This window comes from Paucibacter sp. M5-1 (assembly GCF_027498415.2).
In the GTDB taxonomy this organism is placed as follows: domain Bacteria; phylum Pseudomonadota; class Gammaproteobacteria; order Burkholderiales; family Burkholderiaceae_C; genus Roseateles_E.
The window spans coordinates 5,470,412-5,493,552 of the sequence record NZ_JAPZLM020000001.1; the positions used below are offsets into that span (position 1 = coordinate 5,470,412).

Below are 23,141 nucleotides of genomic sequence, written 5' to 3' on the forward strand. Positions count from 1 at the left end.
ATTATTCGGATTTGGCCCCTCAAGAAAGCCGCGAACAGGCCGATGAACCGAGCGCAGTTCCCTCCTTATGAAGGCGCGGGCTTGCGTAGCATTCGCTGCCATGGACCTCAAGCTCAAGCCCTTTGATTTCGCCCAGGCCGCCGCACGCGCCGGCATGGCTGTCAATGGCCAGCCGCTGGCCAAGCCCAAGGCGGTCGGCGGAGCCAGCTTCGGCGACGCGATGGCCCAGGCGATGAAGGGGGTCAGCCAGCAGCAGGCCGAAGCGACGCGGCTGCAGCGCGAGGTCCAGCTGGACAATCCCAATGTCAGCCTGGAAGAGACGATGGTGGCGATGCAGAAGGCCCAGATCGGCTTTCAGGCCACCTTGCAGGTGCGCAACCGCCTGGTCTCGGCCTATTCCGAAGTGATGAATATGCAGGTATGAGGCCGGCGCAGCGCCCGCCCCGGGCTCAGCAGTCGGCAGGCTTGGGCGCGTCGGGTCCGCACAGATGGGCGCGGCCCAGCGCATTGAGCTGGACCTGCAGGCTGTGCTTCTTGCGCGTCTTCAGCTCGATGCTGCCGGCGCGCAGCGCCCGGCCCAGGCCGGGCTGCAATTCCAGCGTATCGGCTCGGCCCAGTTCCACCAGCGGATAGTCTCTGGCCTCGCCGCGGCCGACGCTGCAGGCCGGCGCGCCGCCGCGGCCCTCTTTCTGAGCCTCGCTCTGACAATCGCAGGGCGCGTCGCGGCTGACGCCCCAGCACCAGGCAGGGCCACTGCCACGGCTGCTGACGAAGACGCTGCGCCCGCTGCGCAAGGCCTCCTCGCGCGCGGTGCGCAGATCCAGCGCCAGATGGGCGCCGGCGGCGCGCAGCTGCTGGCGCGCCAGCATGCTGCCGTAGCTGGGCACGGCCACGGCTGCGATGATGCCCAGCACCGCGATCACGATGGCCGCCTCCAGCAGCGTGAAGCCATGACAGCGGCGGTGGACTTGCATGAGGCGCAGCTCAGGGCTTTTTCAGCAGCCGCTGGCGTTTCTGGGTCTGATCGATATAGAGCTGCAGCGCGCGTTCGGCGCCGCTGGGCAGGGTGCCGAAGGCGCAGCCCAGGCGCAGGCCGTGGCTGATGCCCTGGGCGTCGGGGCTGCAGGGGCCGACATGCTGCAGGTGCAGCGTGGTCTCGAAATGGACATCGCCATCGAGTTCGACGCGGGCGGCGTTCAGGCTGAGGCCGGCCTGCAGCGGCGGCACATCGGCCGGCAGCAGCAGGGCCAGGCCGCTGACGCTGAGGTCCAGCACGCGCAGGCGCAGCGCCATCTCGGGCTCATGCGGATGTGGCACCAGCACCCGCGGGTAGCTGTGGCCCAGCGGCTCGACGCGAAAGGCCTGGCGGCGCTGGAAGCGGTAGAGCTCGGCCGGCCAGGGCGCGCGCAAGGTGCTCAGCGCGGCGCCTTGCACCAGCACCAGGGCATCGAGTTCGAACTCGAGCCGGATATTGTCCAGATAGGCCACCGCGACCAGCTCGGCGCTGTCGAGCAGGGCCTGCAGCTGCTGCAGCGGGCCGGGCTCGACCTCGAAGCCCAGGCTGTGGTGCTCGACATCGACGCTGCACAGTTGGGTCAGCAGGCTGGCGCCGGCCGGCGTGCTCAGCTGCAGGCGCACCTGGCGGTCCAGCAAACGGCGCAGCCAGGCCTCGATCTCGGGCCTGGCTGCGATGCGAAAGTCGTCCAGTGGTCGGGTCGTCATGCGAAGCAGGATTCAAGGCCCGCAAGCCTCGGGCTTGTTCAGTGCACCATCTTGCTCTTGCCGCTGAGCACCAGGTCCAGGTCTTCCAGCCAGGGTTCGGCCAGGTGCCGGATCTCGGCATCGTTGAGCAGGATGCGCTGCATGATGCGGGTCTTCAGCTGGCTCTCCTCGGGCGGCAGCTGCTCCTGCGAGGCGGCGCGCTTGAGTTGCGAGATCAGCAGCACGCAAGCGCCTTCGAGCTTGACGACCTGGTCCCAATTGCCCGAGCGGGCGGCCGACAGCATGTCGGCACTGGCTTGCTCAATGGCTTCGTAATAGCTCAGCAGGTGGGTGTTCATGGTGATACCTATCATTCGCGGGCTGTGAGGTGGCGGCGGCTCAGCGGCTGTCGGCCTGGGGGGCGATGGCCAGCCATGCTTCGCGCAGGGGTTCGATGACTTTTCGGCAGTCCTCCAGCGCATCGACATCGGAGTGCAGATTGGCTTCGGTCAGGCGGTGGATCACATAGCCATAGAGGTCGGACAGATCGGCCGCCAGGCTGCCACCTTGCTGCAGGTCCAGCGCGCTCTTCAGGCCCTCGTCGACGATGCGCACCGCGCGCCCGATGGCACGGCACTTCAGCTCGACATTGCCCGAGGCGATCGCACCGCGGGCCTGGGCCATCGCTTCCATCAGACCGTCAAACAGCATCACCACCAGGCGGTGCGGCGAGGCGGCTTCCAGGCCCGTCTGCACGCCGGTCTGGCGGTAGAAGTTGCTCGCCATGGCGTTGTGCGTGCGGGCCGGTTCGAAGAAGGTGGCGATGGCGTTCATGATGTGATGAGGGCCGGTTGGATGCTGCTATGTAGTCCTTATCGGCCATCCCCGGCGCCGACTTGAGCCTCAGGATGTGACAGATTCGCCTTGTTACACCGGGATTGCAGAGCCCAGAACGACGCATGCCCGCGGGCGGCGGGCATGGGCGGGCGGAGCAGGGGGCTCTCAGGAGGATTTGTTCCAGTTCGCGACCTGCTGGTTGATGTAGTTCTGCAGCGAGCTCAGGCCGGCCATGCGGTTGTCCAGCGCCTGGTACTGCTTGTTGAGCCGGTCGGTCAGCCGGGCGATGCGATCCTCGGCCTTGTCCTGGTCTTTCTCGTTGAGCTTGAGCTTCTGGTTCAGGCCCTCGGTGCGGCTGCTCAGCGAGCCCTTGCTGCCGGTCAGCCCGGTCGTGAAATCGGCCAGGCGCTTGGCCATGCCGGTGATATTGGCCGAGGCGTCGCCGGCGAAGAGCTTGGCCAGCTTGCCGGGGTCGGCAATGGCCTTGTCCAGCGCGCCGATGTCCAGCGTGATCGTGCCGTCGGTCGGTGCGTCGGCATCCTTGCTGGTCATGCTGAGGAAATTGAACTGGCCGGCGCCGGTCTCGCGCAGGATGTTGCGCATCTGGTTGCGCAGGTTCAGCACCGTGCTGTCGCCCTGCAGCGCGCCGCCGATCTTGGCCTTCTCGTCGTACTTGGTCTGCTCGACCAGAAAGCTGTTCAGCGCGTTGTAGGCGGTGACGAAGTCCTGCACCACCTTCTTCTGCGCCGCGCCGTCATTGGCGACATTGATCGTGGCCGGCGTCGTCGTCAGCGCCGAGACGGTGAAGCTGACATTCTCGATCGCGCCGCTGAAGGTATTGGATTCGGACACCACATCCAGGCCGTTGACGGTGGCCAGCGCGTTCTTGGCCGCCACCGTTTGCTGCATCGTCGTGTTGCCGCTGTCGGGGCTGTAGCCCAGGGCCCCGAGGCCGGTGGCCAGCGGGGCGTCGGCCAGGTCGGTGGCGCTGATGCGCAGCGCGCTCAGCTCGCCGGTGGTGTCGCTGCGTATCGTCAGGCGCGCGCCGCTGGCATCCTTGACGATGCTGGCGGTGACGCCGGACTTGGCGTCGTTGATGGCCTTGCGCACATCTTCCAGCGTCGTGCCCTCCGCGCTGAACTCGAGGTTGATGGTTTTGGCGCCGTCCTTGGGCGTGAAGCTCGGGTTCGCGGGCGCGGCCTGCTCGGTGTACTTGCCCAGCTCGATCTTCAGCTTGCCGCTGCCCAGTACCGCAGCGCCGGAGGCATAGGCGCCCGAGGCCAGGCTGTGGGCGCTGGCCAGCTGGGTGACGTTGACGCTGTAGTTGCCCGCGCTGGCGCCGGCGCTGGCAGTGGCGGACAGGGCGGTCGGATTGCTGCTGCCGGCCGAGGTCTGGCCCCACAGCGAGGCCTTGGCCATCGCATTGGCGGCCGAGGTCACGCCGGACAGCAGGCTTTGCACCTTGCCATAGGTCGAGATCTGGGTCTGGATGAAGGTGGCCGAGGTCTGCAGGCTCTGCAGCGGTTTCTTCTCCAGCGCGACCAGCTTGTCGATGATTTCGGCGACCGGCAGATTGCTGCCAATGCCTGTCGATGAAATGCCCATGTCCGTATCCTTGGAGCCGTGATCTGTTGTCGGTCCCTTGAGCCAATAACTGAAGGCCCGTTACGTTTGCATGCAACGGGCCTCGCCAGCGGGGAAGGGAGGGCGCTTAGCCTTGCAGCAGCTGCAGCACCTGCTGCGGCAGCTGGTTGGCCTGGGCCACCATCGCGGTGCCGGCCTGCTGCAGGATCTGGGCGCGCGACAGGTTGGCGGTTTCCTGCGCAAAGTCGGCGTCCATGATGCGACCGCGGGCGGCCGACACGTTCTCGCTCTGGATCTGGATATTGGCGACCGCCGTCTCGAAGCGGCTTTGCACCGCGCCGAGCTGGGCGCGCGCGCCATTGACCTGGTCCAGCGCGCTGTCGATCTTCATGATGGCCTTCCACACGCCGACCTCGGTCTCGATGCTCAGGCTGTCGATGCCAATCTCGGGGTTGACCGCCGGCGGCACGATCAGGGCGCCGTCGCCGGCGTCCACACCGGTGGTGGCCGTCGTGAAGCCCGCCAGCGTGACCGCGCCGGGCAGGCCGGTGGTCGAGTCGATGCGGGAGGACATCATCGTGATCTTAAAGGCACCAGCCACGGCCGGGTCTTCCACCAGATAGGCCGAGATGCCGGTGTCGGTGGTCTTGCGGTTGATCGCCTCGATGACCTCGCCCAGGCGCTCCTTCTCGGAGCTGGATGCCGGGATCGTGCCGATATCGATGGGCGTGACGCTGGGCGCCACCGTGATGGTCAGCGGGCCGGGATTGGCGGCGCCGGGGATGGCCGCCAGATTGGTGCCGGTGATCTGCGTGCCATCGAAGGAGGCGGCGGTATTGCCTTCCGCGTACTGGACCGTCGAGATGGCGGCGGTGGTCGTGTTGGCCAGGCTGCCGATCGTGATGCCGTCACCCGAGTTGGCGCCGATCTGGAAAGTCGCGGCGGTGAAGGACCCGTCCAGCAGACGCTTGCCGTTGAACGAGGTCTGCTTGGAGACGCGGTCGATTTCGTCGCGCAGCTGCACCACTTCGGCATGCAGGGCCTTGCGATCGTCCGGACTGTTGGTCGCGTTGGCCGATTGCACGGCCAGCTCGCGCATGCGCTGCAGCATGTCGCCGACCTTGCCGAGCGCGCCCTCACCGGTCTGCGCCAGCGAGATGCCGTCATTGGCATTGCGGGCCGCGACATTGAGGCCGCGCACCTGGGTGTTCATGCGCTCGGCGATCGCCAGACCGGCCGCATCGTCCTTGGCACTGTTAACACGCAGGCCCGAGGACAGGCGCTGCATCGAGGTGGCCAGAGAACTCTGGCTGTTGTTCAGGTTTCGTTGCGCGTTCAGCGAAACGATATTGGTATTGATGGTTTGAGGCATCGCGGCTCTCCTACTGAAATCGATGATTCCGGCTTGGAGCCGGCGTACCTACTCGGTAGCTGCATTCTTCGGCAGAACTTAAATGCCGGAAGACTCGATAAGCAGGGTGTTCGATGCCTTATTCGATGCCGTCAATGAAGAGCCCCGGCGCAGGGCCGGGGCTTGGTTGGAGGACTCAACCGAGCGCTTGCGCGCCCGGTGTCTGGCCGATCAGCGCAGCAGCGACAGCACTTGCTGCGGCAGCTGGTTGGCCTGGGCCACCATTGCCGTGCCGGCCTGCTGCAGGATCTGCGTGCGCGACAGATTGGAGGTTTCCGTCGCGAAGTCGGCGTCCATGATGCGGCCGCGGGCCGCCGAGGTGTTCTCGCTCTGGATCATGATGTTGCCGACCGCGCTCTCGAAGCGGCTCTGCACGGCGCCCAGCTTGGCACGGGCGCTGTTGACCTGGTTCAGCGCGCTGTCGAGCTGCTTCATCGCAACCCAGGAGTCCTTCTCGGTTTCCACCGAGATATCGTCGATGCCGACCTCGTTCTGCTTGGCGGTCTGGGCCATATCGGCCACGGCCATGCCGGTGTCGGCGGCGGTGAAGCCGGCGAAGGTGATGGTCTCGGGCACCGGCGGGGTGGCGGAGTCCAGCTTGGAGCTGACCACTTCCAGGCGCATCGTGCCGTCGGCATTGGCGGTCGCGAAGGCCGAGACGCCGGTGTCGGCCGTCTTGCGGTTGATCGCCTCGATGACCTGGCCGAAACGCTCCTTGCCCGAGCCGGCGGCCTCGATCTTGCCGAGGTCGATCGCGGTGCCGGTGCCGACCTGGATGGTCAGCGTGCCGGCCGCGATCTCGGCGTTGTAGCCGGTCACGACGGCGTCAGTCACGACCACCGCACCGGTGTCGCCAGCGGCCGACAGCGTCGAGTTGTCGCCATAGGTGATGTTGGACAGACCGGCGGTGGTGGTGTCGGTCAGGCTGCCGACCGTGATGTTCTGGCCCGAGTCGGAGCCGACCTGGAAGTTGGCCGAACCGAAGGAGCCGTCGAGCAGCTTGCGGCCGTTGAACGAGGTGTTCTTGGCGACGCGGTCGATTTCATCACGCAGCTGCGTGACTTCGGCCTGCAGGGCCTTGCGGTCATCGGAGCTGTTGGTCGCGTTGGCCGACTGCACGGCCAGTTCACGCATACGCTGCATCATGTCGCCGACCTTGCCCAGCGCGCCTTCAGCGGTCTGGGCCAGCGAGATGCCGTCGTTGGCATTGCGGGCCGCGACGTTCAGGCCGCGGGTCTGGGCGCTCATGCGCTCGGCGATCGCCAGGCCGGCGGCATCGTCCTTGGCGCTGTTGACGCGCAGACCGGACGACAGACGCTGCATCGAGGTGGCCAGCGAGTTTTGCGAAGAGGACAGATTGCGCTGGGCGTTCAGCGAAACCGAGTTGGTGTTGACAGACATTGACATGATCGATCTCCAAAGTGTTACAGGTGCTCCCGGCAGACGCCGGCTCTTGCCTCGGGGCTCGCCATCGGGTGATGGCGCTCCCCGCGTCTGCGGCAAGCCGCAGACTGCGTCCGGCGGCAGCTAGTCGATGAAGACTTGAGAGGTCGTCTGAGTTGATCCACTCAAAATCCACCGGTCGGCTGTTCCGGACCACGGAGCCGAAGCTTCGATTCCGTTGGGATGTTTATCGATCTGGCCTGACAGAACTTTAGGCATGTTTCACACGCTGTTACGTGGGGCAGGCGCTCGCCGGAACAAAACGGTAATTCTTGGTCTGCAGCAGGCTTGTAGGAATTTGCCTGACACGGCCCTGCTCGGAAGAGAGACGCAACGCGCGGATTTGGCCTGATGTTGGGGTCCTGTTCCGGTCTTCACAATCCGTTTCACGTTGGAACCAAACCGAAACAACAGGAGCGCCAGATGAACGCAGACCAAATCCTCGCCGAGATCCGTGAAGCGAATCTGTCCTACCTGATGCTGGCGCAAAGCCTGATCCGTAGCGACCGTGAGCAGGCCCTGTACCGCCTGGGCATCTCGGAAGAGACCGCCACCCTGATCGGCACGCTGAGCCCGGCTCAGATGATGAAGATCGCCTCGGGCAATACCTTGCTGTGCCGCTTCCGCATGGACGACGACATGGTCTGGGGTCTGCTGACCAGCCACGGCAAGACCGCCGCCAACGACCAGGTCTCCCGCCTGCATGCCAGCATCCTGATGGCAGGCCGCCACCAAGAAGCCGCCTGACTGTTGAACCCCGGTCATGCGGGGCCGCTTGGGAGCGGCCCGGCGCTGGCCCCGCGAAATACTGAACACCGATCGAGAGTGACCATCATGCGCCAGAAAAGCATCCTGACCGAAGCCCGCCAGATCGAACGTGCGGTGACCCTGATCAACCTGGGCGCGCGCCTGCAGGTGCTGGAGTCGGAGACCGATCTGAGCTATGAGCGTCTGCTGCGCCTGTACAAGGAAGTCTCGGGCAAGTCGCCGTCCAAGGGCCAGCTGCCGTTCTCGACCGACTGGTTCATGACCTGGCAGCCCAATATCCACGCCTCGCTCTTCCTCAACATCCACGAGTACCTGAACAAGGTCGCCGAGATGGATGAGATCGACACCGTCATCAAGGCCTTCCAGCTCTACCGCGAGCAGACCCAGGCCCAGGGCCTGGAGGAGCAGCTCTCGGTGACGCGCGCCTGGCGCCTGGTGAAGTTCATCGACAACGGCATGCTGACGATGACCAAATGCAGCAAGTGCGGCGGCCACTTCGTGACCCACCCGCACGAGATCGCCCGTCACTATGTCTGCGGCCTGTGCAACCCACCGGCCCGCGCCGGCAAGGGCAAGGCGCAGGGCGGCATCCATATGCATTGAGACCTGTGGTGCCCGCCTCGGCCATGCCTTTCCCTATGGCCGCGCTGCACCGCGCCTGGCCCTTGCCGGCCCTGCTGAGCTGGGGCGGCGCCTGGCTGCTGTTTCTCGCACTGGTTCGCCTCGGCCTGGGGCCGCTGCCCGCCGCGCTGGGGGCAGGTCTTGCCGGCCTGCTGCTGGCGCTGACACAGCCCAGTCGCTGGCGTCGCGTGATGGTGGCGCTGGGCTTTCCTCTTTCTCTATTGATCAGCGGCGCGGCGTCCGGCCTGCCCGCCTGGGCCTGGTTGCTTCCGCTGCTCCTGCTGGCCCTGGCCTATCCGCAGCGGCTCTGGCGCGATGCGCCGCTCTATCCCACGCCGCCGGGCGCCCTGCAAGCCCTGGCCGAGATCGCGCCGCTGCACCCGGGTGCGCGCGTGCTGGACGCCGGTTGCGGCCTGGGTCACGGTCTGCGCGAGCTGCACCGGGTCTACCCGCTGGCCCGCATCGAAGGGGTGGAGTGGAGCGCTTTGCTGGCCCGTCTGGCGGCCTGGCGTTGCCCCTGGGCACGGGTGCGGCGCGGCGATATGTGGGCCGATGACTGGCGCGCCTACGATCTGATCTATCTGTTCCAGCGCCCCGAGTCGATGCCGCAGGCGCTGACCAAGATGCGCGAGCAGCTGCGCCCCGAGGCCTGGCTGGTCAGTCTTGATTTCGAGCTGCCGGCGCTGCCGGCGCGGGCCTGCATCGAGCTGGGCGGGCGGCACCGCTTGTGGGTCTATGCGAGCAGCATCGCTCAAGAGCGCGCCGCCGACGCCGATATGACTGGCAACTGAGGGCCGGGCCGACAAGCTCGAACCCGCCGCAAGCGAATACAAAACGGAATCCATCCATGTTTGTCATCATTGGCTGGGTGCTGGCCATGGCCTGCATCTTCGGGGTCTTCATTGCTCACGGTGGCAATATCGGCGTGGTGCTGAAGGCCCTGCCGTTCGAGATGACGACCATCTTCGGTGCGGCCATCGGCGCGATGCTGGCGACCAATCCGCCCAAGGTCATGAAGGCCACGATGAAGGGCCTGGGTGCCTGCTTCAAGGGCAGCAAGTACACCAAGGCCCGCTATATGGAGCTGCTGGCCCTGCTCTACGACATCCTGCAGAAGGCCCGCAAGGAGGGCCTGATGTCGATCGAGAAGGATGTCGAAGATCCGCACAGCTCGCCGCTGTTCCAGAAATACCCGGTGGTCGGCAACGATCACCATGTGGCCGAGTTCATCACCGACTATCTGCGCATGATGGTTTCGGGCAATCTGAACGCCCATGAGATCGAGTCGCTGATGGACAACGAGATCGACACCCACCATCACGAGGCCTTCATGGCCGTGCAGGCCATCCAGCGCCTGGCCGGCGGCCTGCCGGCTTTCGGCATCGTCGCGGCCGTGCTGGGCGTGGTCAACACCATGGGCTCTGTCGGCCAGCCGCCGGCGGTGCTGGGCGGCATGATCGGCTCGGCCCTGGTCGGCACCTTCCTCGGGATTCTGCTGGCCTATGCCTTTGCCGAGCCGCTGGCCGGTCTGCTGGAGAACAAGGTCGACGAGGACGGCAAGGAGCTGCAGTGCATCAAGACCACCTTGCTGGCCTCGATGCAGGGCTACGCGCCCCAGGTTGCTATCGAATTCGGACGCAAGGTGCTGTACTCTACGGAACGCCCAACCTTTGCCGAACTCGAAGGCCATGTGAAGAAGAAGTGAGGGTAGACGGTCATGGCAGGTGACGCCAAAAAGCTCCAGCCCATCATCATCAAGCGCGTCAAGAAGGGCGGTCACGCCTCGCATGGCGGCGCCTGGAAGATCGCCTACGCCGACTTCGTGACGGCCATGATGGCCTTCTTCCTCCTGATGTGGCTGCTGGGCTCGACCACCGAGGGCGACAAAAAGGGCATCTCCGACTACTTCTCGTCGCCGCTGAAGGTGGCGATGCTGGGCGGCTCGGGCTCGGGGGACTCCTCCCATGTGATACGTGGCGGCGGCCAGGACCTGACGCGCCAGACCGGCCAGGTCAAGGCCGGCGAGGTCGAGGCCCAGCGCCGGGCCGTCAATCTGCGCGCGCTCAAGGAAGAGCAGCGCAAGGCCGAGCGCACCCGGCTGCAGCAGCTCAAGGCCAAGGTCGAGGAGGTGCTGGCCGACAACCCGCGCCTGGCCGCGCTGGGCGGCCAGATCCGCCTGGACATGACCCGCGAAGGCCTGCGCATCCAGATCGTCGACGAGGGCAACCGCCCGATGTTCGACAGCGGCAGCGCGATCGTGAAGCCCTATATGCGTGAACTCCTGCGCGAACTCGGTGAGGTTCTGACCGAAGTGCCGAATCGCCTGACGCTGGAGGGCCATACTGACGCCCAGCCATTTTCTTCCGGGGATCGCGGCTACAGCAACTGGGAGCTTTCCAGCGACCGCGCCAACGCCTCGCGCCGCGAGCTGGTGGCCGGTGGTCTGCCCGAGGCACGCATGCTGAGGGTGCAGGGCCTGGCCTCCAGCAAGCTGCTCGATGCCAAGGACCCCGCCAGCCCCGCGAATCGCCGCATCAGCATCATCGTGATGAACCGTGACGCCGAGGATGCGGTGCTGAAGAATTTGCCCGAGATTGAAGATGAGGAGCCGGTGGCAGCGTCCGAAAACGCGGCGAGCCAGCCCTCAAGTCCTGCCCCCACAAGCCGATAAGACCCTCTAGACCTGCGAGGAAAGCCATGAGCACTGACATGAAATTCTTGGTTGTTGACGATTTCTCCACCATGCGCCGCATCGTGCGCGGGCTGCTGAAGGAGATCGGCTACAACAATTGTGAGGAAGCCGAGGACGGGGTCGAGGCCCTGAACATGCTCAAGCAGGCCAAGTACGACTTTGTTGTCAGCGACATCAATATGCCCAATATGACGGGCTTCGAGCTGCTGAAGGCCATCAAGGAAGATCCGAATCTGAAGCATCTGCCGGTGCTGATGGTGACGGCCGAGGCCCGCAAGGAAGACATCGTGCTGGCCGCCCAGACCGGTGCGGCCGGCTATATCGTCAAGCCCTTCACCAAGGCCACGCTGGAAGAAAAAGTCCAGAAGATCATGCAGAAACTGGCCGCTGCGGCCTGAGGCGGGAGATCACCATGAAGATGGAAGAACTCGCCAAACTGGGCAGTGGCACCGACCCGCTGATGGTCTCGCCCGAGGTGTTCCAGCAGCTCGGCACCATCACCCGGGTGCTGCACGACACCATGCAGCAGCTGGGCGTGATGCCCAAGCTGCAGACCGCCACCGACGGCCTGCCCGATGCGCGCAGCCGCCTGACCTATATCGCCAGCAAGACCGCCGAGGCCGCCAACAAGGTGCTGAACTCGGTCGACCAGGCCAAGGCCGAACATGCCCGCATCACCGAGGCCGCCAATGAAATGGCCAGGGCCATCACGGCCGACCCGGTCAAGGCCGTGGCCAGCGGCGCGGTGTTCAATTTCGTCAAGCAGGTCGAGGCCTCGACCGGCCAGATCGACCAGCACCTGACCGACATCATGATGGCCCAGGACTTCCATGACCTGACCGGCCAGGTGGTCGCCAAGGTCGTGACCCTGGCCAATGATCTGGAAGACAGCTTGGTCAAGCTGCTGGTGCAGGTGGTGCCGCCGGAGCAGCGCGAGAAGGTCGACGCCAGCATCCTGCAAGGCCCGGTCGTGAACCCGGAAGGCCGCACCGATGTGGTGACCAACCAGGGCGAGGTCGACGACTTGCTGGCCAGCCTGGGCTTCTAGTCCGCAGCCGGCCCCCTCCGCCCCGAACCCGCCCGAACCCGCCTTCAGAGGCGGGTTTGTCGTTTCTCGGGGCCGGATCACCGCCGGTTTCCCCCCCTTTATCCGGCTTAAGTTCGCGGCCTTGGCGGCCAACAATGGCGCAGCGCTCATCGGAGCGCCTCATCCGCCATGGCCGACCAAGACGCACAAGACAAGAACTTACCGGCCTCAGCCAAGAAGATCCAGCGATCTCGGGCCGAGGGCCAGGTGCCGCGTTCGCGCGATCTGGGCCATTTCGCCGTCATCCTGACCGGCGGCGCGCTGCTGGCGGCCGGCGGGCCCGAGGGCGTGGCCTGGCTGCAGCAGCTGATGGACTTCAGCCTGCGCTTCGACGCCGAGCTGCTGGCCAAGCCCGGCATGATGACCGAGCGCTTTCTCGACATCGGCCTGCGCGGCCTGCTGCTGAGCCTGGGCGTGGGCCTGCTGCTGAGCCTGGTCGCGGTGCTCAGCAGCGTGGCGCTGGGCGGCTGGAACTTCACGATGAAGGCGGTCGCGCCGAAGTTCTCCAATCTCAATCCGCTCACCGGCATTGCCCGGCTGTTCCAGTGGCAGGGCCTGGGCCAGGCGCTGAAGGCCTGCGCGCTGGCCCTGGTGCTGGCGCTGATCGCCGGCCTGGTGATGAAGAACCGCATCGCCAACTACGTCGGCATCATGTCGGTGCCGCTGCCGGCCGCGCTGGCCTATGCCGGCGATCAGCTGATGGGCGGCCTGGCCTTTCTGGGCCTGGGCCTGGCGCTGTTCGCCGTCATCGATGTGCCGCTGCAGTACCAGCTCTATATGAAGCGGCTGAAGATGTCGCGCGAAGAGGTCAAGCAGGAGTTCAAGGAGCTCGAAGGCAATCAGGAAGTGAAGTCGCGCATGCGCGCCAAGATGCGAGAGATGGCCAAGCGCCGCATGCTGGCCGCCGTGCCGACCGCCGACTTGGTCGTGATGAACCCGACCCACTATGCGGTCGCGCTGAAGTACGAAGAGGGCAGGATGGCCGCCCCCCAGGTGGTGGCCAAGGGCGCCGATCTGCTGGCGATGAAGATCCGCGACCTGGCCAAAGACGCCAAGGTGCCGGTGCTGCAGTCGCCGATGCTGGCCCGCGCCCTCTATGCCCATGCCGAGCTGGACCGCGAGATCCCGGCCGCGCTGTTCGCCGCCGTGGCCCAGGTGCTGGCCTATGTCTACCAGCTGCGCGCGGCCCTGGCCGGGCGCGGCGTGGCACCGGCCCTGCCCGATCCGGTCGTGCCGCCCGAGCTGGACCCCCACAACAAGCCTGCCGCCCAGCGCAGCGGCGCCCCTGAGGACGACGAGCAATGAACGCGCTGATGGCCCGACTGCAAACCCTGCTAGGCCCGCGGGCCGGCATCGTCGCGGCGCTGGGCGCGCCGATGGCGGTGCTGCTGATCCTGTCGATGATGGTGCTGCCGCTGCCGCCCTTCATCCTGGACCTGCTGTTCACCTTCAATATCGCGATGGCCGTGATGGTGATGATGGTGGCCGCCAATATGGTCAAGCCGCTGGACTTCGCGGCCTTTCCGACCGTGCTGCTGCTGACCACCTTGCTGCGCCTGTCGCTGAACGTGGCCTCGACCCGGGTCGTGCTGCTGGAGGGCCATACCGGCCCGGGCGCGGCCGGCAAGGTGATCGAATCCTTCGGCCACTTCCTGATCGGCGGCAACTTCGCGGTCGGCTTGATCGTGTTCGCGATCCTGGTGGTGATCAACTTCATCGTCGTGACCAAGGGCGCGGAGCGCATTGCCGAGGTCGGCGCGCGCTTCACGCTGGATGCGATGCCCGGCAAGCAGATGGCGGTGGACGCCGACCTGAACGCCGGCCTGATCAACGAGGCCGAGGCCAAGCGCCGGCGCGCCGAGCTGGGCGACGAGGCCGACTTCTTCGGCTCGATGGACGGTGCCAGCAAATTCGTGCGCGGCGATGCGATCGCCGGCATCCTGATCCTGTTCATCAACATCATCGGCGGCTTCATCATCGGCGTGGCCCAGCACGGCCTGTCGGCCGGCCAGGCGGCCGATTCCTATGTGCTGCTGGCGGTCGGCGATGCGCTGGTGGCCCAGATCCCGGCGCTGCTGATCTCGGTGGCCGCGGCCATGGTGGTGTCACGGGTCGGCTCGGAGAAGGACATCGGCAGCCAGATCGGCCGCCAGGTCTTCGGCTCGGCCAAGTCGCTGGCGGTCACGGCCGGCGTGATCGGCGCGCTGGGCCTGATCCCCGGCATGCCGCATCTGGTGTTTCTGCTGATCGCCAGCGGCCTGGGCTATCTGGCCTGGTGGCTGCGCACGCGCGATCAGGCCCAGGCCAAGACCGCAGCGGCCGCTGCCGCCAAGCCGGCTGCCTCGGCCGCCGCTGCCGAGCCGAATGCCGAGGCCAGCTGGGACGATCTGGTGCCCATCGACACGCTGGGCCTGGAGGTCGGCTACCGGTTGATCACGCTGGTGGACAAGAACCGCGAGGGCGATCTGCTCAGCCGCATCAAGGGCGTGCGGCGCAAGTTTGCCCAGGATGTGGGCTTTCTGCCGCCGCCGGTGCATATCCGCGACAACCTGGAGCTGCGCCCCAGCCAGTACCGGCTGACCCTGCGCGGCGCCGTGGTCGGCGAGGCCGAGGCCTTCCCGGGCATGTGGCTGGCGATCAACCCGGGGCATGCCAGCCAGAAGCTGATCGGCACCCAGACCACCGATCCGGCCTTCGGCCTGCCGGCCACCTGGATCGAGGACCGCCAGCGCGAAATGGCCCAAATGGCGGGATTTACCGTGGTTGATTGCTCGACCGTGATTGCCACCCATCTTTCACACTTGATGCAAGTCCACGCGGCCAAGCTGCTGGGCCGAGTGGAGACCCAGCAACTGGTGGATCACCTCACCAAGCAAGCCCCGCAACTGATCGAAGACGTGATACCCAAGATGGTCGGCATCTCATCCCTGCAACGAGTCCTCCAGCTGCTGCTGGAGGAGGGCGTGCACATCCGCGATATGCGCTCCATCGTCGAGTCGATCGCCGAGAACGCCGCCACCGTTGCCGACCCGGCCGAGCTGGCCCGCCGCATCCGCACCCATATCGCCCCGGCCATCGTGCAGCAGATCTACGGCCCGGTGAAGGAGCTGGACGTGATCGCGCTGGAGCCCGAGCTGGAGCGCCTGGTCACGCAAGCCCTGAATTCCCCCCACGGCGCCGCGCTGGACCCCGGTGTCGCCGACACCCTGGCCCGCAGCGCCGCCGAGACCGCCCAGGCCCAGGAGGACCGTGGCGTGCCGGCCTGCCTGCTGGTGCCCGACCTGATCCGCGCCCCGATGGCACGCCTGCTGCGCCGCGCCGCGCCGCGCCTGAAGGTGCTGGGCCATAGCGAAATTCCTGAAACTCATTCGATCCGGATCGGTTCGGTCATTGGAGGCACAGCATGAATGTGAAACGCTTCACCGCCCGTTCCGCCCGCGAGGCCATGGCCCTGGTGCGCCAGGCCTTTGGCGATGACGCCGTCGTGCTCTCCAACAAGCCTTGCAAGGAAGGCGTCGAGGTGCTGGCGATGGCCCCCGAGGGCATGTCGCAGATCGAGAAGGTGGCCGCCACGGCACCCAAGGTCAGCGCGCCCAGCCGTGTGCAGGCCCGCCCCAAGGAGGCTCCGCTGAGCGAGCGCGCCGCGCGCCAGGCGCCGGTGCTGTTCGGCGACGCCGGCGTCAATGCCGATGTGCAGGCGCTGGCGATGAGCACGCTGTCCTTCCAGGACTATGTGCGCGAGCGCATGCTCAAGCGCCGCCATGCCGAGCTCAACGGCGGCCGCACCGAACCCAGCATGGACATGATGCCGGCCGAGCCGGAGCTGCCCCCCGAGGGTGTGGCCTCGCTGGTGGCCGCCCGCCAGCAGCGCGCCCAGGCAGCGCTGCAAGCGATGGCGCCGCGCCAGCCCGAGCCCGCGCCGCCGGCCCCGGCCCCGGCCCCGCGTCGCAGCCCGCCGGTGCTGCGCGACGAGATCCGCGTCAGCGCCCCGGCCGTGCCCGATCTGGCGGCCAGCGCCGGCGCCAGCCGCCGCGACCAGCAAGACATGATGAACGAGCTGCGCTCGATGAAGGGCCTGATCGAGGAGCGCTTCGGCGCGCTGGCCTTCATGGAGAAGCTGCAGCGCCAGCCGGCCCAGGCCCGGCTGACGCAGAAGCTGCTGGACGCCGGCTTCTCGCCCGCGCTGACCCGCAAGCTGGTCGAAGGCCTGCCGGCCGACTTCAAGCAGCAGACCGCCGACGAGAGCAGCTGGGCCGCCAATGTGCTGTCGCGCAATCTGCAGACTGACGAGCAGAACCCGGCGCTGGAAGAGCAGGGCGGCGTGTTCGCGCTGATCGGCTCCACCGGTGTCGGCAAGACCACCACCACGGCCAAGATCGCCGCCGCCTTCGCGACCCGCCACGGCGCCGGCCAGTTGGGCCTGATCACCCTGGACGCCTACCGCGTCGGTGCCCACGAGCAGCTGCGCGCCTATGGCCGCATCCTCGGCGTGCCGGTGCACACCGCCCATGACCGCACCTCGCTGGAAGACCTGTTGGAGCTGCTGTCGGGCAAGAAGATGGTGCTGATCGACACGGCCGGCATGGCCCAGCGCGACAGTCGCACCACCGAGCTGCTGGACATGCTGTCGCACCCCAGCCTGCGCAAGATCCTGGTGCTCAACGCCGCCCAGCAGGGCGAGACCATCGAGGACGTGGCCCAGGCCTGGCGCGCCAGCGAGTGCATGGGCGTGGTGCTGTCCAAGATCGACGAGGCCGTCAAGCTGGCCCCGGCGCTGGACACGCTGATACGCCACAAGCTCAAGGTGCTGGGCGTGACCAACGGCCAGCGCGTGCCCGAGGACTGGCACCGCCTGTCGGCCCCGGCCCTGGTGCAGCGCGCGCTGCGCAATGCCGCCGCCCCGGCCTGGCGTGTCGACAGCGCCGATGTGAACCTGATCTTCGCCGGAGGCCCCGCGCTGGCCGCCGCCAATAACGCCCAGGCCGCCCGTCCGGCCGCCTTCGGCGCTTACTGAGCCCCACCCATCATGATGCGCAACTCCTATCGCCACACCGCCCCGCAAGACCAGGCCGACGGCTTGCGCCGCCTGTTCGCGGCCTCGCGCGTGCGCTTCATCCCGGTGCTGAGCAACCCCCATGTGGTCAACGGCGGCGCGCTGCTGGAAGGCCTGTGCGCCGCCTTCGCCGAGCTGGGCCTGCACACGCTGGTGGTCGATGCCGGCGAGCTGTCGCCGCAGCCGGCCGAGCTGGCGGCGGTGGATCTGGCCGCCTGTGTCGAGCGCCTGTCCGATCAGGTCTCCTATCTGGCCGCGCGTGGCCTGCCGCTGCGCCATATCAACGCCCATGGCTCGGCCGCCCAGTTTCTCGAAGCGGTCACCGACGCGGCGCCTTTTGCCGATGTCGTGATCCTGCACGCCAGCGCGGCCGAGCTGGCCCGCATGGTGGCCCAGCGCGAGCTGCGCCCGGTGCTGCTGGCCGATACCGATTCGCAAAGCGTCACCCATGCCTATGCCGGCATGAAGTGGCTGACCCAGCGGGCCGGCCTGATGGTCTACAGCCTGCTGCTGGCCTGCCCGCCGCAGCTGCGTCTGGCCGACCGCATCGCCCAGCAGATCAGCAGCTGCGCCGACGGTTTCCTCGGCGCGGTGCTGCGCGACTGGGCCTGCCTGGACCCGCGCCAGCCGGCCAGCGCGCCGATGGCCCCCGAGCTGCGCCATCTGGCGCGCGAGCTGCTGATGGCCGCGCCGCCCGGCGCCTTGCTGGAATCCGCCGCCGACACCTTGCCGCTGCGGCCGATGCTGCGCGGCGCACGTGCCGCCATGGCCGCCGTTTGAACAGTCGCTGGAGCCAATGATGTACACCGCCAAAGGTCGACTCGATAACTCCTCTCTGATCAAGCAGTACAGCCCGCTGGTGCGGCGGCTGGCGCATCAGATGATTGCCAAGCTGCCGGCCAATGTGGAGCTGGATGACCTGATCCAGGTCGGCCTGATCGGCCTGACCGACGCGCTGAGCCGCTTCGACACCGGCCAGGGCGTGCAGTTCGAAACCTTTGCCACCCAGCGCATCCGCGGCGCCATGCTCGACGAGCTGCGCGGCGGCGACTGGATGAGCCGCGGCACGCGCCGCCAGCAGCGCTCGATCGAGAGCGCCGTCCACAAGCTGGAGCAAAAGCTCGGCCGGGCGCCGCAGGAAAGCGAGATCGCGGTCGAGATGGGCATCAGCCTGCTCGAATACCAGGAGCTGCTCGGCAAGGTGCGCGGCACCCAGCTGGTGTTTCTGGAGGACATGAGCGGCGACGAAGGCGACGAAGACTATCTGGACCGCCATGTCGTCGACGACAGCAACAACCCGGTGGCCCTGCTGCAGGACCACCGCATGCGCGAAGCCCTGGTGGCGGCCATCAAGAACCTGCCCGAGCGCGAGCAGTTCGTGATGAGCATGTACTACGAGCACGACATGAATCTCAAGGAGATCGCGGCCGTGCTCAAGGTCACGGAGTCGCGCGTTTGCCAGCTGCACAGCCAGTCGATCGCCCGTTTGCGCGTTAAGCTGCGCGACTGGTAAGACAAAACGACGCCGCCGCGAGCGGCACCGACGGCAGGCCGCCACACGATGCGGCCGGAGGGGACTCAGCATGTTCGACTGGTTGCGTCGGCACCCCGACGCTGCAATGCCCGAGCCTGGCCCGGTCGCGCCCGGCGCCGGCCTGGAGGTGGTCAAGCGTCTGTCGCGCTCGGTCTCGACCCTGGGCCGCGATGCCGCCGAGGTGCGTGGCGTGCTCGAAGACACCCAGAAGATCGTCGAGGCCCAGGGCCAGGCCATGCAGGCCCTGGCCGGCCAGCTCGGCCAGGTCCAGCAATCCCAGCAAGCCATCGGTGACTCGACCCGGCTGACCCGCGAGGCGGTCGGTCGCGCCCGCAGCGCGCTGGCCGGTGTCGGCGCCGAGGTCGGCGGCATCGTCCAGACCCTGCGCGATGTCTCGGACGCCGCCGGCCAGATCACCCAGATCGCGCTGCAGACCCGTCTCGTCGCCTTCAATGCCTCGGTCGAGGCCAAGCGCGCCGGCGAGGCCGGGCGTGGTTTCGGCGTCGTGGCCGATGCGGTCAAGGACCTGGCGGGCCGGGTCGAGGCGTCCTCCAAGTCCATCATCGGTTCGATCGCGGCGCTCGATGCGCGCATCGACGCCTTCAGCCGCGAGCTGGCCAGCGACGGTGCCCACGCCGGTAAGAGCAGCATCCATGCGGCCTTCGGCGATGTCGAGAAGGATGTCGGCCTGATCTCGAGCTCGGCCGAGCAGAGCCGCCTCACCACGGCCAGCCTGAACGAGCGCGCCGCCGTGCTGGAGGGCGAGGTCAAGCAGGCCGTGGCCGGCCTGAGCAAGGCCTATGCCTGCAGCGAGCGTTTTCTGCGCCTGTCGGAAGAGCTGATCGAGCAGATCGCCGAGTCCGGCGTCGAGGTCGAGGACTCACCGCTGATCCGCGGCGCCCAGCAGGCCGCTGCCGAGATCGCCGCGCTGCTGGAGCAGGCGGTGGCTTCCGGCGCGATCCGCATCGAGCAGCTGTTCGACGAGCACTACCGCCCGATCAACGGCAGCAACCCGCCGCAACACCTGACCCCCTTCACCGAGCTGGCCGACCGCCTGTTCCCGGCGGTGCAGGAGCGACTGCTGAGCCTGAGCGACAAGGTGGTGTATTGCATCGCGGTGGACCGCAACGGCTACGTGGCCACCCACAACAAGAAGTACAACCAGCCGCAGCGCAGTGGCGATGTGGTCTGGAACACCGCCAACAGCCGCTACCGCCGCATCTTCAACGACCGCACCGGCCTGGCCTCCGCCCGCAACCAGCGCCCCTTCCTGCTACAGACCTACCGCCGCGACATGGGTGGCGGCCGCTTCGTCCTCCTCAAGGAAGTCGCCGCACCGATCATGGTGGCCGGGCGGCATTGGGGGGGATTGAGGTTGGCGTTTAATTTCTGAGTTGGAGTTGTGGGGCAGCGGAACGAATTGATGGTCCGCTCTGCAGCGTTAGGAGCCGGTCGCAGTCGGCGCGCGTACGCACGGTGGTCACCACCAAGCCGACATTCATGACGGCAATCGGTGCCGCCATGATCGGCAGAAAGGCGACGGACAGCAGCCGTCCACACACCCGCTCGGCGGTAACGCCTGATCTGCGACCGGTCCTGGTCGGCGCGACGGGCTCGACTCGACCCGTCGCAGCCATCCGCCGCGCATGATTGGGCGCAGCAAAGCTGACCTTCGAGCAGCGAGTCGATGGATGTCGCTGAACGACCCTGAATCGCCAGCTACTGAACAAACCGAATCGCTCAAAGGGAGCCGGAATGGTATTCGCTGAGCAGCACGGCTGGAACCTGCGCAACGTCAATGTGCGCCTCGATGAGCCGCCACAATTCAGGCGGGTCCTCACGGGAGAGCATGTCCAGCGCCGCCGAGGCGATGTCCGCACGATTTCTCCTTTCCATCGAGACGGCCAGGCGGGCGAGATTTGGCAACCAATCCGCGCTCAAGCGTGCAAGCCATAGCACCATGGCCGCACCGGCGTCGCGACGCTCCCAGGAAGGGTATCGGCCGCGCGTTGAGCATCACCTGGCGCTGGCGCCCCCATATCGACCGATGCACGATCGCCAGCACATCACCGGTCTCCGCGAGGCGATCGGATGCGAAGCGGTTTGCCTTGAATGAAGCTAAGCTTTGAGGTCAGAACAGAGGCGAGCCTGGGCTGGTCGAACGCGCTGTTCAGCCAGCATGCCGGGTTGAGTGCTCGGTCTCTCTGGGCCCGCTCGGGGTGGTAAACGGCAACAAGGCGCCTGGCCGCCACGTCAGCGTCAGCGACACGGCGAAGGCTGCTGCAAAGCAGAGGAAGCTCCATAGGAGGGTTCCCATGCCGCCGCCTGCGGTGAACCAGCACAGCGGCAGCGTCGCGGTGATGCAGGTGGAGGCAATCCCGCGGTGCCAACCACGGCGCACAGGCGTGGGCCCCGGTCTTTCTGCTACTGCCTCCCAGTGCCGATCCTGGGACAGTGCAAGCAGCGCGAAGGCGGCCACCAGCAGCAAGCCTGCGGCAAGCATGCACAGTGACTCAAGCATGGCCAGCCTCGATGCGGCGTGCCCCATATACGCCCACGGGGCCGGCGCTCTGTCGCAAGTGGAAGGCGGTGCGAGTTGCTCCGGCCGCGAGCACCATCAGCAGCAGATCCATGCCAGCCACGCTCCATAGACCGTCACCAATCGTGCGGCCCAGGTGATCGCCGGTCGTTGCCCAGTTCAGCAGCACCGCCGCAACGGCCAGCGCCGCGACCAGGGCGGACTGGTCCCGCCAGGCGGCGCGGTCCCTGAATGCCGCGTGCAGCAGCGTGGCGAGCCAGACGGCATAGAAGGCGAGCATCTCCAGCCCCTGCCGCTGTAGTCCGAAGGCCGAGGCTTCCAGCGGCAGCAACCGGTTGGCGCAAAAGAAGGCACAGGTCGCGGCGAGCATGCCTGGCACGCTCGCGACCGTCAGTGCCTCGACCACACGAACGCCGGCCAGGCCCCTCTTGGCGTGGCTGGCGCGGCGCGCCTCCAGCCAGAAAAGGAAGCCGGTGGCGATGAGCACACAGCCTGCGAGGCCGGCAGCGAAATAGAGCCAGCGCAGCGTCCAATGGCGGAACTGCACAAAGTGCATGCCGCTGATGAAGCGCTGCACGGCCATCACAGGCGAGGTCTGCTTGACAGACAGTTCCGCGCCCGTCGTGGCGTCGAAGTGAACGTTGTCCACCAGCATGGTGACGCGGTCGCCTGCGCTGCGGCGCACCTCGACATGGGCATTGGCATCCCCGGGATGCCACACGCGAACGAAGTGGGCCGGCCCGCCGAAGTGCTGCTCTGCGCGCGCGCGCAGTTCATCCAGGGAGACGGCTGGCTGCGTGGCAGGCACATTGGCCTTGGGCCGGCGGAAGCTGCCGTAGGCCTCGGCCTGGAAGGCTTCCTTGGGCTTGGCTTGCTGGCCGAAGGCGCCCCAAGGCGCCGTTGGCCAATAGATGTTCATGAAGATGACGAGCCCCGACAGCGCGATCAGGAAGTGAAACGGTAGGGCCAGCACGCCGCTGAGGTTGTGTGCGTCGAGGCTGGCGCGCTGCAGGTGCTTTCTGGGGCGGAACAGGAAGAAGTCGGCAAAGATCTTGCGGTGGATGACGACGCCCGACACCACCAGCAGCAGCATCGCCATGCCAGCGATGCCGACCAGCCAGTAGCCGAGATCCATCCACTTGAGGTGCAGGTTGTAGTGGAAGGGGAAGATGAAGCCGGTGCCGGCCAGCGTATCGGTGTGGGGCAGCACGGCGCCACTCACGGGATGGAGATAGCGGCGCTCGAAGGTCTCAGCGCCAGGCGAGCGCCAGCGCACTTCGACAACGGGCATGCGGTCGGTGGGCAGGCGGATGAAGTACTGCGTGCTGCCAGCGCCCAGGCGTGCGGCGGTTTCGGCCACCGGGCCGTCAAGGCGGATTGGCAGTTCACCGCTGGGGAGTGGCGCCGCGATGGGCGTGAGGCGCGCGGCCGGATTCATCCAGCGGTCGATCTCACGGTCGAACACGCTGAGCGTGCCCATCCAGAAGATGGCGAACAGCAGGCTGCCGATGACGACGCCGGCCCAGGTGTGCAACCAGGCCATCGACTTGCGGAATGTCGGTTGGTACATCGGAGCTCCTCGGTCAGCTCAGCACATAGAGCGGCAGGCCGCACAGCATGGCGCTGCCGAGCAGGCCGGCCAGCAGACGCGGCAGGCGAACGCTGAAAGCCCAGATCAGCAGCAACAGGTAGGCGATGAACCCCAGCATCATTGCCAGCACGGTGGCCTCGCTGCGGATCATGCCGAGCGCTGCAAGTGCGATACCTGCGAGTGGCACAGCCAGCGCGATGACGGCCCAGCCGCCAGCCACGGCCAGCACGAGGTGCAAGGTGACGAGGGCGCGGTGGCACCAGATGGAGGCCGGGGTCAT

The 23,141-nt window shown here is 66.8% G+C and carries 25 protein-coding genes; 14 read left to right on the plus strand and 11 right to left on the minus strand.

Annotated elements, in window-relative coordinates:
- The first annotated feature begins 100 nt into the window (after nucleotides 1–100).
- Nucleotides 101–424 (plus strand): flagellar hook-basal body complex protein FliE, encoded by a 324-nt coding sequence (gene fliE / locus O5M90_RS25805; protein WP_266007079.1) that lies wholly within the window; start codon nucleotides 101–103, stop codon nucleotides 422–424.
- Nucleotides 425–449: 25 nt separating this feature from the next.
- Here fliE and O5M90_RS25810 read toward each other — a convergent pair whose 3' ends face one another.
- From O5M90_RS25810 to O5M90_RS25840, 7 genes are all read right to left on the minus strand, one after another.
- Complete coding sequence (locus O5M90_RS25810) at nucleotides 450–974, minus strand: GspH/FimT family pseudopilin (RefSeq protein ID WP_440402443.1); 525 nt, start codon at nucleotides 972–974, stop codon at nucleotides 450–452.
- Nucleotides 975–984: 10 nt separating this feature from the next.
- Nucleotides 985–1,722 (minus strand): flagellar brake protein, encoded by a 738-nt coding sequence (locus tag O5M90_RS25815; RefSeq protein WP_440402444.1) that lies wholly within the window; start codon nucleotides 1,720–1,722, stop codon nucleotides 985–987.
- Nucleotides 1,723–1,760: 38 nt separating this feature from the next.
- Nucleotides 1,761–2,060: a flagellar protein FliT gene (locus tag O5M90_RS25820; protein WP_137943291.1), complete on the minus strand. Its 300-nt coding sequence runs from the start codon at nucleotides 2,058–2,060 to the stop codon at nucleotides 1,761–1,763.
- Nucleotides 2,061–2,100: 40 nt separating this feature from the next.
- Entirely contained in the window at nucleotides 2,101–2,535 is a 435-nt protein-coding gene (gene fliS, locus O5M90_RS25825; protein WP_137943290.1) for a flagellar export chaperone FliS, read from the minus strand.
- A gap of 168 nt (nucleotides 2,536–2,703) precedes the next feature.
- On the minus strand, nucleotides 2,704–4,143 hold the full coding sequence (gene fliD, locus O5M90_RS25830) for a flagellar filament capping protein FliD (protein ID WP_137943289.1): 1,440 nt from the start codon (nucleotides 4,141–4,143) through the stop codon (nucleotides 2,704–2,706).
- Between the two features lie 106 nt (nucleotides 4,144–4,249).
- Nucleotides 4,250–5,494, minus strand: a complete 1,245-nt coding sequence (locus O5M90_RS25835) for a flagellin (RefSeq protein WP_137943288.1) — start codon at nucleotides 5,492–5,494, stop codon at nucleotides 4,250–4,252.
- A gap of 210 nt (nucleotides 5,495–5,704) precedes the next feature.
- Nucleotides 5,705–6,940 (minus strand): flagellin, encoded by a 1,236-nt coding sequence (locus O5M90_RS25840; RefSeq protein ID WP_137943287.1) that lies wholly within the window; start codon nucleotides 6,938–6,940, stop codon nucleotides 5,705–5,707.
- Nucleotides 6,941–7,399: 459 nt separating this feature from the next.
- Here O5M90_RS25840 and flhD point away from each other — a divergent pair, with 459 nt between their 5' ends.
- The 13 genes from flhD (at nucleotide 7,400) to O5M90_RS25905 (ending at nucleotide 20,124) form a co-directional block, all read left to right on the plus strand.
- Nucleotides 7,400–7,723 (plus strand): flagellar transcriptional regulator FlhD, encoded by a 324-nt coding sequence (gene flhD / locus O5M90_RS25845; protein ID WP_137943286.1) that lies wholly within the window; start codon nucleotides 7,400–7,402, stop codon nucleotides 7,721–7,723.
- A gap of 87 nt (nucleotides 7,724–7,810) precedes the next feature.
- Nucleotides 7,811–8,347, plus strand: coding sequence for a flagellar transcriptional regulator FlhC (flhC, locus tag O5M90_RS25850; RefSeq protein WP_171018277.1), 537 nt, complete (start codon nucleotides 7,811–7,813; stop codon nucleotides 8,345–8,347).
- Nucleotides 8,348–8,370: 23 nt separating this feature from the next.
- Nucleotides 8,371–9,156, plus strand: coding sequence for a class I SAM-dependent methyltransferase (locus tag O5M90_RS25855; protein WP_440402445.1), 786 nt, complete (start codon nucleotides 8,371–8,373; stop codon nucleotides 9,154–9,156).
- 56 nt (nucleotides 9,157–9,212) lie between these two features.
- Nucleotides 9,213–10,070: a flagellar motor stator protein MotA gene (gene motA / locus O5M90_RS25860; protein WP_262973878.1), complete on the plus strand. Its 858-nt coding sequence runs from the start codon at nucleotides 9,213–9,215 to the stop codon at nucleotides 10,068–10,070.
- A 12-nt stretch (nucleotides 10,071–10,082) separates the two neighbouring features.
- Entirely contained in the window at nucleotides 10,083–11,036 is a 954-nt protein-coding gene (motB, locus tag O5M90_RS25865; RefSeq protein ID WP_269841020.1) for a flagellar motor protein MotB, read from the plus strand.
- Between the two features lie 26 nt (nucleotides 11,037–11,062).
- Nucleotides 11,063–11,455 carry a chemotaxis response regulator CheY gene (gene cheY / locus O5M90_RS25870; RefSeq protein ID WP_137943282.1) on the plus strand — a complete coding sequence of 131 codons (393 nt, stop codon included), beginning with the start codon at nucleotides 11,063–11,065 and terminating at the stop codon, nucleotides 11,453–11,455.
- A 14-nt stretch (nucleotides 11,456–11,469) separates the two neighbouring features.
- Entirely contained in the window at nucleotides 11,470–12,105 is a 636-nt protein-coding gene (locus O5M90_RS25875) for a protein phosphatase CheZ (RefSeq protein WP_269841019.1), read from the plus strand.
- Between the two features lie 168 nt (nucleotides 12,106–12,273).
- Complete coding sequence (locus O5M90_RS25880) at nucleotides 12,274–13,449, plus strand: EscU/YscU/HrcU family type III secretion system export apparatus switch protein (protein WP_269841018.1); 1,176 nt, start codon at nucleotides 12,274–12,276, stop codon at nucleotides 13,447–13,449.
- Nucleotides 13,446–15,551: a flagellar biosynthesis protein FlhA gene (gene flhA, locus O5M90_RS25885; RefSeq protein ID WP_137943279.1), complete on the plus strand. Its 2,106-nt coding sequence runs from the start codon at nucleotides 13,446–13,448 to the stop codon at nucleotides 15,549–15,551. Before O5M90_RS25880 ends, flhA begins: the two co-directional genes overlap by 4 nt.
- Nucleotides 15,548–17,158: a flagellar biosynthesis protein FlhF gene (gene flhF / locus O5M90_RS25890; RefSeq protein ID WP_269841016.1), complete on the plus strand. Its 1,611-nt coding sequence runs from the start codon at nucleotides 15,548–15,550 to the stop codon at nucleotides 17,156–17,158. The genes flhA and flhF overlap by 4 nt, the downstream gene beginning before the upstream one ends.
- A gap of 12 nt (nucleotides 17,159–17,170) precedes the next feature.
- On the plus strand, nucleotides 17,171–17,977 hold the full coding sequence (locus tag O5M90_RS25895) for a MinD/ParA family ATP-binding protein (RefSeq protein ID WP_269841015.1): 807 nt from the start codon (nucleotides 17,171–17,173) through the stop codon (nucleotides 17,975–17,977).
- Nucleotides 17,978–17,996: 19 nt separating this feature from the next.
- Nucleotides 17,997–18,710 carry an RNA polymerase sigma factor FliA gene (locus O5M90_RS25900; protein ID WP_137943276.1) on the plus strand — a complete coding sequence of 238 codons (714 nt, stop codon included), beginning with the start codon at nucleotides 17,997–17,999 and terminating at the stop codon, nucleotides 18,708–18,710.
- Between the two features lie 70 nt (nucleotides 18,711–18,780).
- On the plus strand, nucleotides 18,781–20,124 hold the full coding sequence (locus O5M90_RS25905) for a methyl-accepting chemotaxis protein (protein WP_440402447.1): 1,344 nt from the start codon (nucleotides 18,781–18,783) through the stop codon (nucleotides 20,122–20,124).
- A 347-nt stretch (nucleotides 20,125–20,471) separates the two neighbouring features.
- On the opposite strand, the gene O5M90_RS25910 is transcribed toward O5M90_RS25905, so the two are convergent.
- The 4 genes from O5M90_RS25910 to O5M90_RS25925 form a co-directional block, all read right to left on the minus strand.
- Nucleotides 20,472–20,672: a hypothetical protein gene (locus O5M90_RS25910; protein WP_269841013.1), complete on the minus strand. Its 201-nt coding sequence runs from the start codon at nucleotides 20,670–20,672 to the stop codon at nucleotides 20,472–20,474.
- A 229-nt stretch (nucleotides 20,673–20,901) separates the two neighbouring features.
- Nucleotides 20,902–21,252 carry a DUF3325 domain-containing protein gene (locus O5M90_RS25915; RefSeq protein ID WP_269841012.1) on the minus strand — a complete coding sequence of 117 codons (351 nt, stop codon included), beginning with the start codon at nucleotides 21,250–21,252 and terminating at the stop codon, nucleotides 20,902–20,904.
- Entirely contained in the window at nucleotides 21,245–22,840 is a 1,596-nt protein-coding gene (locus O5M90_RS25920) for a PepSY-associated TM helix domain-containing protein (protein WP_269841011.1), read from the minus strand. The genes O5M90_RS25915 and O5M90_RS25920 overlap by 8 nt, the downstream gene beginning before the upstream one ends.
- Before the next feature lie 13 nt (nucleotides 22,841–22,853).
- The gene (locus O5M90_RS25925) at nucleotides 22,854–23,141 is read right to left on the minus strand and encodes a hypothetical protein (protein WP_269841010.1); all 288 of its coding nucleotides are present in this window, start codon (nucleotides 23,139–23,141) and stop codon (nucleotides 22,854–22,856) included.

Excerpts from the sequence above, each read along its gene's own strand:
- fliE (WP_266007079.1), top strand. The coding sequence starts at position 101 with ATGGACCTCAAGCTCAAGCCCTTTGATTTCGCCCAGGCCGCCGCACGC.
- O5M90_RS25810 (WP_440402443.1), bottom strand. The coding sequence starts at position 974 with ATGCAAGTCCACCGCCGCTGTCATGGCTTCACGCTGCTGGAGGCGGCC.
- O5M90_RS25815 (WP_440402444.1), bottom strand. The coding sequence starts at position 1,722 with ATGACGACCCGACCACTGGACGACTTTCGCATCGCAGCCAGGCCCGAG.
- O5M90_RS25820 (WP_137943291.1), bottom strand. The coding sequence starts at position 2,060 with ATGAACACCCACCTGCTGAGCTATTACGAAGCCATTGAGCAAGCCAGT.
- fliS (WP_137943290.1), bottom strand. The coding sequence starts at position 2,535 with ATGAACGCCATCGCCACCTTCTTCGAACCGGCCCGCACGCACAACGCC.
- fliD (WP_137943289.1), bottom strand. The coding sequence starts at position 4,143 with ATGGGCATTTCATCGACAGGCATTGGCAGCAATCTGCCGGTCGCCGAA.
- O5M90_RS25835 (WP_137943288.1), bottom strand. The coding sequence starts at position 5,494 with ATGCCTCAAACCATCAATACCAATATCGTTTCGCTGAACGCGCAACGA.
- O5M90_RS25840 (WP_137943287.1), bottom strand. The coding sequence starts at position 6,940 with ATGTCAATGTCTGTCAACACCAACTCGGTTTCGCTGAACGCCCAGCGC.
- flhD (WP_137943286.1), top strand. The coding sequence starts at position 7,400 with ATGAACGCAGACCAAATCCTCGCCGAGATCCGTGAAGCGAATCTGTCC.
- flhC (WP_171018277.1), top strand. The coding sequence starts at position 7,811 with ATGCGCCAGAAAAGCATCCTGACCGAAGCCCGCCAGATCGAACGTGCG.
- O5M90_RS25855 (WP_440402445.1), top strand. The coding sequence starts at position 8,371 with ATGCCTTTCCCTATGGCCGCGCTGCACCGCGCCTGGCCCTTGCCGGCC.
- motA (WP_262973878.1), top strand. The coding sequence starts at position 9,213 with ATGTTTGTCATCATTGGCTGGGTGCTGGCCATGGCCTGCATCTTCGGG.
- motB (WP_269841020.1), top strand. The coding sequence starts at position 10,083 with ATGGCAGGTGACGCCAAAAAGCTCCAGCCCATCATCATCAAGCGCGTC.
- cheY (WP_137943282.1), top strand. The coding sequence starts at position 11,063 with ATGAGCACTGACATGAAATTCTTGGTTGTTGACGATTTCTCCACCATG.
- O5M90_RS25875 (WP_269841019.1), top strand. The coding sequence starts at position 11,470 with ATGAAGATGGAAGAACTCGCCAAACTGGGCAGTGGCACCGACCCGCTG.
- O5M90_RS25880 (WP_269841018.1), top strand. The coding sequence starts at position 12,274 with ATGGCCGACCAAGACGCACAAGACAAGAACTTACCGGCCTCAGCCAAG.
- flhA (WP_137943279.1), top strand. The coding sequence starts at position 13,446 with ATGAACGCGCTGATGGCCCGACTGCAAACCCTGCTAGGCCCGCGGGCC.
- flhF (WP_269841016.1), top strand. The coding sequence starts at position 15,548 with ATGAATGTGAAACGCTTCACCGCCCGTTCCGCCCGCGAGGCCATGGCC.
- O5M90_RS25895 (WP_269841015.1), top strand. The coding sequence starts at position 17,171 with ATGATGCGCAACTCCTATCGCCACACCGCCCCGCAAGACCAGGCCGAC.
- O5M90_RS25900 (WP_137943276.1), top strand. The coding sequence starts at position 17,997 with ATGTACACCGCCAAAGGTCGACTCGATAACTCCTCTCTGATCAAGCAG.
- O5M90_RS25905 (WP_440402447.1), top strand. The coding sequence starts at position 18,781 with ATGTTCGACTGGTTGCGTCGGCACCCCGACGCTGCAATGCCCGAGCCT.
- O5M90_RS25915 (WP_269841012.1), bottom strand. The coding sequence starts at position 21,252 with ATGCTTGAGTCACTGTGCATGCTTGCCGCAGGCTTGCTGCTGGTGGCC.
- O5M90_RS25920 (WP_269841011.1), bottom strand. The coding sequence starts at position 22,840 with ATGTACCAACCGACATTCCGCAAGTCGATGGCCTGGTTGCACACCTGG.
- O5M90_RS25925 (WP_269841010.1), bottom strand. The coding sequence starts at position 23,141 with ATGACCCCGGCCTCCATCTGGTGCCACCGCGCCCTCGTCACCTTGCAC.